The following is a 7,193-nucleotide window of genomic DNA, read 5'->3' as shown; positions in this document are numbered from 1 at the left end:
ATGCCCGTGATGTGCGAGGAGATCTCGTCGGTGGCCTTTGCGGTCTGGCTCGCCAGCGACTTCACTTCGCTGGCGACCACTGCAAAGCCGCGACCGGCTTCACCGGCGCGCGCCGCCTCGATGGTCGCGTTGAGCGCCAGAAGATTGGTCTGCTCGGCGATCGCCGTGATGAGCTTGACCACTTCGCCGATCTGCTGGGCGGCATGCGAGAGCTTGCCGATGCGGTTATCGGTCTCCTTTGCCTGCACCACGGCGGCTTCGGCAATGCGGCTGGAATCGCGCACCTGGCGGCCGATCTCCTCGACCGAGGCCGAAAGCTCTTCCGTCGCGGTCGCGACCGACTGCATGTTGCTGGAGGCCTGCTCAGAGACACCGGCGACCTGGCTCGACAGGCTCTGGGTGGTTTCGGCGGTGCGGGTCAGTGTCGAGGCCGCCGATTCCAGCTGCACGGCAGAAGCCGAGACGTTGGAGACGATGGCGCCGACGGCGCTCTCGAAATCGTCGGCGAAACGAATCAGCTCGGAACGGCGAGCAGCGCTCGCTTCCTTGTTCTGAGCTTCGTTGGCGGCGGCGTCGCGCTCGGCCTTGGCCACGGCCTGCACTTTGAATTCCTCTACCGCGCCGGCCATCTCGCCGATCTCGTCCTTGCGGCCCAGGCCCGGCAGCACGACCTCGAAATTGCCCGAGGCAAGCTCGCGCATCGCCTTGCACATCGCGATCATCGGACGCGAAATGCCGGTGCCGAGCAGGAAAGCGAGGACTGCGCCGAGCAGCGTGCCGCCGACGGCCAACATCAGCACCAGTTGCTCGGTCTTTCCGATGGTCGCTTCCGATTCGGACTCCAGCCGCTGCTGTTCGGCAACGAGGTCCGCCTTCATGGTGGTGGCGCCCTGAAGGATCGCGCCGGCCGAGCCGCTCATCTCGGTGACGAGATCGTCGATCATCTTGGCATTGGCGATCAGCTTCTCCAGCGATTCCCGATAGGCACCGAGCAATCCCTTGGCATCCTTCAGGCCGGCGACGATCTTGTCGTCCATGGAATAGACCGCGTTGAGCGAGTTCTCGACGAATTTCAGCCGCGCCAGCGCGCTGGTCGCGATCGCCTGGTCGGACGTCAGCACGAAATTGGTCGCCGCCGCGCTCGCGGTCTGGAATTGGGCATTGACCTGCTTGGTCCCGAACTCGATCGCCTGCGCCTCGGAATCGGAAGCATTATTGCCGATATCGTCGAGCTTGTATTTCAGGAGGTTGGCGTTGCGCAGGAGCTGGTTCTGCACCAGCAGCGCGCTGTCGCGCTTGGCCTGGAGGACTTTTGCGAAGGTCGCGGAGAAGTTGGAGAACTCCTTGGCGAGCTTGCCCAGGCTCTCCTGCCGCGCCGGCTTCTTGGCGCTCTTGACCGCCTGGTCGATGGCGCCCTTCAAGCCGGTCTCCGCGTCGAGCGCCGTCTTGGCGTCGTCCTCCTTGCCGGTGACGACGAAATATTTGACGGCCGAGCGATAGGCGAGCAGCTCCCGGTCGATATTACGGGCGAGATCGGCCTCGGTGACGCTGCTGCGGTAGGACCCGACCCCGGACGAGACCCGCTCGAAACCAAAATAGGAGAAAGCCATGCTGCCGGCGGAGATCACCAGCACGGCGGCAAAGCCCAGAATGATCTTGGCGCGGAACCTGAGGGTCGGCATTATTGTGCGCTTCGACGACGACGCGATACGCCCGGACATTCCCACCCCCATTTTCATTCAGCCGAGATCCGGTGGCGCCCCGCCCCCTGACCTGGCTGCGCAAAACTAAGGCAGAATCGATAAGGGGCGGTAAATTCGGTGCGCCCGCAGAGTTTCAGGCTCTATCGGCCAAGGCGGACCCCTTAGACATATAGAGGCTGGCATCCCAGCCGCGGCCCGGCGCCGCGCCCGATCCGGTCGACTCGGCCTCCTCAATCAGCGCTGGCCATTCTGAATCAATGACTTTTCCATGACGCGGGCGACCAAAATCGTAGTTGCAAAGTTCCGGGTCGCTGTCTCTAATTAGAAACAATCAAAATCGACCCCGGGAGGACTTCAACCGTGTCTACAGTCAAACTGACGGTGAACGGCAAGGCCGTTGCCGTTGACGTCGAGGACCGCACGCTGCTTGTTCAGCTGCTGCGCGATCACCTCAACCTCACCGGAACCCATGTCGGCTGCGACACCAGCCAGTGCGGCGCCTGCGTCGTCCATATGGACGGCAAGGCGGTCAAATCCTGCACCATGCTGGCGGGACAGGCCGACGGCGCCAGCATCACCACGATCGAAGGCATCGCCAAAGGCGACGAGCTGCACCCGATGCAGGCCGCCTTCCGCGACAATCACGGCCTGCAATGCGGCTATTGCACGCCGGGCATGATCATGTCGGCGATCGACATCGTGCACCGCCATGGTGGCCAGCTCGACGAGGCCACCGTCCGCCACGAGCTCGAAGGCAACATCTGCCGCTGCACCGGCTACCACAACATCGTCAAAGCCGTACTGGATGCGGCAGGCCGCATGAAGGTCTCGCAGGCAGCCGAATAATCGGCGCGCCTCGACATAAGAACCATTGCCGCTGCTTTCGAGGGAAAGCGCGGTCAAGACAAATTCCGGTCGGGAGGACCAGACATGGGTGTTGAAGGCATTGGCGCGAGCGTCGTGCGCAAGGAAGACAAGCGTTTCATTACCGGCAAGGGCCGCTACGTCGACGACATCAAATTGCAGGGCATGACCCATGCCCATTTCATCCGCAGCCCGCACGCGCATGCCAAGGTGAAGGGAATCGATTCCTCCGCCGCACTGAAGATGCCGGGCGTGGTCGCGGTGCTGACGGGACAGGAGATCGTCGACGACAAGGTCGGCAACCTGATCTGCGGCTGGGCCATCACCTCCAAGGACGGCAGCCCGATGAAGATGGGCGCATGGCCGGCGATGGCGCCGGAGACAGTGCGCTTCGTCGGTCAGGCCGTCGCGGTCGTGATCGCCGAGACCAAAAATCTCGCACGCGACGCGGCCGAAGCCGTGGTCGTGAACTACGAAGAACTCCCCGCGGTCGCCGACGTCCACGCCGCGATCAAGTCCGGCGCGCCGCAGCTGCATCCCGAAGCTCCCGGCAACCAGGTCTATGACTGGGTGATCGGCGACGAGGGTGCCGCGGATGCTGCCTTCGCCAAGGCCGCCAACGTGGTGAAGCTCGACGTCACCAACAACCGCCTCGCGCCGAACGCAATGGAGCCGCGCGCCGCGATCGCCGACTACGATTCGGCGGAAGAGCACTTCACGCTCTACACGACGTCGCAGAATCCGCACGTCGCCCGCCTCGTGCTGTCAGCGTTCTACAACATCGCACCCGAGCACAAGCTGCGCGTGATCGCGCCCGACGTCGGCGGCGGCTTCGGCTCCAAGATCTTCATCTACCCCGAAGAGATGGTGGCGCTGTGGGCCTCGAAGAAAGTCGGCCGTCCCGTGAAATGGACCGGCGACCGCACCGAGGCCTTCCTCACCGATGCGCATGGCCGCGACCATGTCACTCATGCCGAGATGGCGTTCGACGCCAACAACAAGATCACCGGGTTGAAGGTGAAGACCTACGCCAATTTCGGCGCTTACATGTCGCTGTTCTCGTCCTCGGTGCCGACCTATCTCTACGCGACGCTGCTGTCGGGCCAGTACAACATCCCGGCGATTCATGCCGAGGTGGTCGGGGTCTACACCAACACCACGCCGGTCGACGCCTATCGCGGCGCCGGCCGCCCCGAGGCGAGCTATCTGATCGAACGTCTGATGGAGACGGCGGCGCGGCAGTTGAAGGTCGATCCGGCCGCGCTGCGCCGGACCAACTTCATCACCCAGTTCCCGCACCAGACGCCAGTGATCATGGCTTATGACACCGGCGACTTTAACGCCTCGCTCGACGCCGCGATGAAGGCGATCGACTATGCCGGCTTTGCCGGACGCAAGGCCAAGGCGAAGGCCGACGGCAAGCTGCGCGGCATTGGCGTGTCCTGCTACATCGAGGCCTGCGGCATCGCGCCATCGAAGGCCGTCGGCAGCCTGGGCGCCGGCGTCGGTCTTTGGGAATCCGCCGAAGTCCGCGTCAACCCGGTCGGCACCATCGAGGTCCTGACGGGATCACACAGCCACGGCCAGGGTCACGAGACCACGTTCTGTCAGCTCGTCGCGGAGCGGCTCGGCGTTCCCATCAGCCAGGTCTCGATCGTCCATGGCGACACCGACAAGGTGCAGTTCGGCATGGGCACCTACGGCTCGCGCTCCGCGGCCGTCGGCCTCACCGCGATCCTGAAGGCGATGGAGAAGATGGAATCCAAAGCCAAGAAGATCGCCGCGCACGCGCTGGAAGCCTCGGAAGGCGACATCGTCATCGAGAACGGCGAGTTCAAGGTGGCCGGGACCGACAAGGCGATCGCCTTCCCGATGGTCGCGCTCGCGGCCTACACCGCGCACAATCTGCCTGACGGGATGGAGCCGGGCCTGAAGGAGAGCGCCTTCTACGACCCGACCAACTTCACCTTCCCGGCCGGCACCTATATCTGCGAGCTCGAGGTCGATCCCGGCACCGGCAAGACGTCTTTCGTCAACTTCGTCGCGGCCGACGATTTCGGCCGGCTGATCAACCCGATGATCGTCGAGGGCCAGGTTCACGGCGGTCTTGTGCAAGGCATCGGACAAGCGTTGCTCGAGCACGCGATCTACGACGCCAGCGGACAGCCGGTCACGGCCTCGTTCATGGACTATGCCATGCCGCGCGCCGACGACGTTCCCTCGTTCAACCTCTCCCACACCACGACGCTGTGCCCGGGCAATCCGCTCGGCATCAAGGGTTGCGGTGAGGCCGGCGCGATCGGGGCGTCAGCGGCCGTGATCAATGCGATCACGGACGCGATCGGCAAGAACAATCTGGAAATGCCCGCAACCCCTGACCGGGTGTGGCGCACGATCCACGCGGCTTAAGGGAGGAACGAAGATGTACCAGACCGTTTATCATCGCGCGTCCTCGGTTGACGAAGCCGTCGCCCTGTTCTCCAAGAGCAGCGAAGCAAAGTTCCTCGCCGGCGGCCAGACGCTGCTGCCGGTCATGAAGCAGCGGCTCGCCAGTCCGTCCGACGTCATCGACCTCGGCAAGATCAAGGAGCTGCAGGGTGTCGAGCTCTCGGGCGACGTGCTGACCATCAAGGCCGGCACGACCTATTTCGACATCATGCAGAATGCCGACGTGAAGAAGGCGATCCCCGCAATCGCCTATCTCACCTCGGTGCTCGGCGATCCCGCCGTGCGCTATCGCGGCACGATCGGCGGCTCGATCGCCAACAACGATCCCGCGGCGGATTTTCCCGCCGCGCTGCTCGCGCTCGGCGCCACCGTGAAGACCAACAAGCGGTCGATCACGGCGGATGACTTCTTCCAGGGCATGTTCACGACGGCGCTGGAGGACGGCGAGCTTATCACCGCCGTGTCGTTCCCGGTTCCGGCGAAGGCAGGCTACGAAAAGATGCGCCACCCTGCGTCTCGCTTCGCGCTGACCGGCGTGTTCGTCGCGCAGACGAAGTCCGGCGAGATTCGGGTGGCCGCCACCGGCGCCTCGCAAAGCGGCGTGATGCGGGTCCCCGCCATCGAAACGGCACTGAAGGCGAATTGGTCACCTTCGGCGATCGACGGCGTGAGCATTTCGGCGAGCAATCTGCTGGCCGACATCCACGGCACGGCGGAGTACCGAGCCAACCTGATCAAGGTAATGGCGCAGCGCGCGGTGGCTGCCGCACGCTGATCACCGCGCTTAGCGTCTCGACGCAAATTTTCCGCGGCGCGCACTTCGGTGCGCGCCGTTTTATTTGGCCGTGCGGATGAAAAGCGCTTGCCTCGCTGGCGTGAAGGCGAGAAAAGTTAATCAGCCAATTAACTCGCCCACAGAGGAATGTCCGAGGCGATTGCCGAACAATCGGCATCCGCCCGCGACCCGAGGAAACAACGACGTGCTCGACAAATCAGCCCCCACCTCCTCCGTTCGCACCTCCGGCCCGCTCGCAGGTTTCCGCATCGTCGAATTTGCTGGCATTGGACCCGGCCCGTTCGCCTGCATGATGCTGGCCGACATGGGTGCCGAAATCGTCACGCTCGACCGCGTCGGCGCGAAGAAGAACATGAAGTCCGTCGCGGGCCGCGGCCGCAAGGTGATCGAGCTCGACCTCAAGGACAAGGCGGCGATTGCAGAGGTGCTCGATCTGCTTGCGAATGCCGACGCGCTGGTCGAGGGTTTCCGTCCCGGCGTGATGGAGCGGCTCGGCCTCGGGCCCGACGTGGTGCTCGCGCGCAATCCGAAGCTGGTCTACGGCCGCATGACCGGCTGGGGCCAGCAAGGCCCGCTCGCCAATGCCGCCGGCCACGACATCAACTACATCTCCATCACCGGCGCGCTCGCCGCGATCGGCACGAAGGAGGCGCCGGTGCCGCCGCTCAATTTGGTCGGCGATTTCGGCGGCGGCGCGCTCTATCTCGTCGTCGGCGTGCTTGCGGCGCTGCTGGAGGCCTCGCGGTCGGGCAAGGGGCAGGTCGTCGATGCCGCGATGTGCGACGGCGCGGCATCGCTGATGTCGTTCTTCTTCGACATGACCACGCTCGGCCGCTGGACCGAAGGCCGCAACGAGAACTTCCTCGACGGCGGCGCGCATTTCTACGGCGTCTACGAATGTGCCTGCGGCCATTTCGTCTCGATCGGCTCGATCGAGCCGCAGTTCTACGCGCTGCTGCGCGAGCACGCCGGCCTGACCGACGCCGATTTCGATGCGCAGATGGACCGCAAGGCCTGGCCCGCGCTCAAGGAAAAACTGAAGACGGTGTTCAAGAGTAAGACGCGCGAGGACTGGTGCAAGATCATGGAAGGCACCGACATCTGCTTTGCGCCGGTGCTGACCATGTCGGAAGCGACCGAGCATCCGCACATGGTCGCCCGCAACGTCTTTATCGAACGCCATGGCGTGAAGCAGCCCGCGCCGGCGCCGCGCTTTTCGCGCACGCCGTCGACGGTGCGCGAGCCGGAAGGGGCGGAGATCGGCGCAGTGACGAAGGCTTGGCAGGCGGCCAAGTAACCCCGGCGCACGATCCTGTAGGGTGGGCAAAGGCGCTCTTGCGCCGTGCCCACCATCTCTCCGTGATCTCGTTGCTAAGTGGTGG

The 7,193-nt window shown here is 64.2% G+C and carries 5 protein-coding genes; 4 read left to right on the top strand and 1 reads right to left on the bottom strand.

Annotated elements, in window-relative coordinates; genetic code table 11:
* Positions 1 to 1,721 (bottom strand): methyl-accepting chemotaxis protein (locus tag AC0L20_RS34985; protein WP_473294985.1); only part of this gene is annotated, 1,721 nt, incomplete at its 3' end.
* Between the two features lie 342 nt (positions 1,722 to 2,063).
* On the opposite strand from AC0L20_RS34985, the gene AC0L20_RS34980 reads away from it, so the two are divergent.
* The 4 genes from AC0L20_RS34980 (at position 2,064) to AC0L20_RS34965 (ending at position 7,108) form a co-directional block, all read left to right on the top strand.
* Positions 2,064 to 2,549, top strand: coding sequence for a (2Fe-2S)-binding protein (locus tag AC0L20_RS34980; protein ID WP_027515099.1), 486 nt, complete (start codon positions 2,064 to 2,066; stop codon positions 2,547 to 2,549).
* Between the two features lie 84 nt (positions 2,550 to 2,633).
* Positions 2,634 to 4,976 carry a xanthine dehydrogenase family protein molybdopterin-binding subunit gene (locus tag AC0L20_RS34975; RefSeq protein WP_473294984.1) on the top strand — a complete coding sequence of 781 codons (2,343 nt, stop codon included), beginning with the start codon at positions 2,634 to 2,636 and terminating at the stop codon, positions 4,974 to 4,976.
* A gap of 13 nt (positions 4,977 to 4,989) precedes the next feature.
* The gene (locus tag AC0L20_RS34970) at positions 4,990 to 5,790 is read left to right on the top strand and encodes an FAD binding domain-containing protein (protein ID WP_473294983.1); all 801 of its coding nucleotides are present in this window, start codon (positions 4,990 to 4,992) and stop codon (positions 5,788 to 5,790) included.
* Positions 5,791 to 5,995: 205 nt separating this feature from the next.
* Positions 5,996 to 7,108 carry a CaiB/BaiF CoA transferase family protein gene (locus AC0L20_RS34965; RefSeq protein ID WP_473294982.1) on the top strand — a complete coding sequence of 371 codons (1,113 nt, stop codon included), beginning with the start codon at positions 5,996 to 5,998 and terminating at the stop codon, positions 7,106 to 7,108.
* Positions 7,109 to 7,193: the final 85 nt, after the last annotated feature.

This window comes from Bradyrhizobium sp. Kon58 (genome assembly GCF_055807455.1).
Note: the sequence above shows the minus strand (reverse complement) of the source record. Positions and strands in the feature narration are given on the sequence as shown.

What these genes read in the sequence shown, in the direction of transcription:
- AC0L20_RS34975 (WP_473294984.1), top strand. Translation starts at nt 2,634, where the DNA reads ATGGGTGTTGAAGGCATTGGCGCGAGCGTCGTGCGCAAGGAAGACAAG.
- AC0L20_RS34970 (WP_473294983.1), top strand. Translation starts at nt 4,990, where the DNA reads ATGTACCAGACCGTTTATCATCGCGCGTCCTCGGTTGACGAAGCCGTC.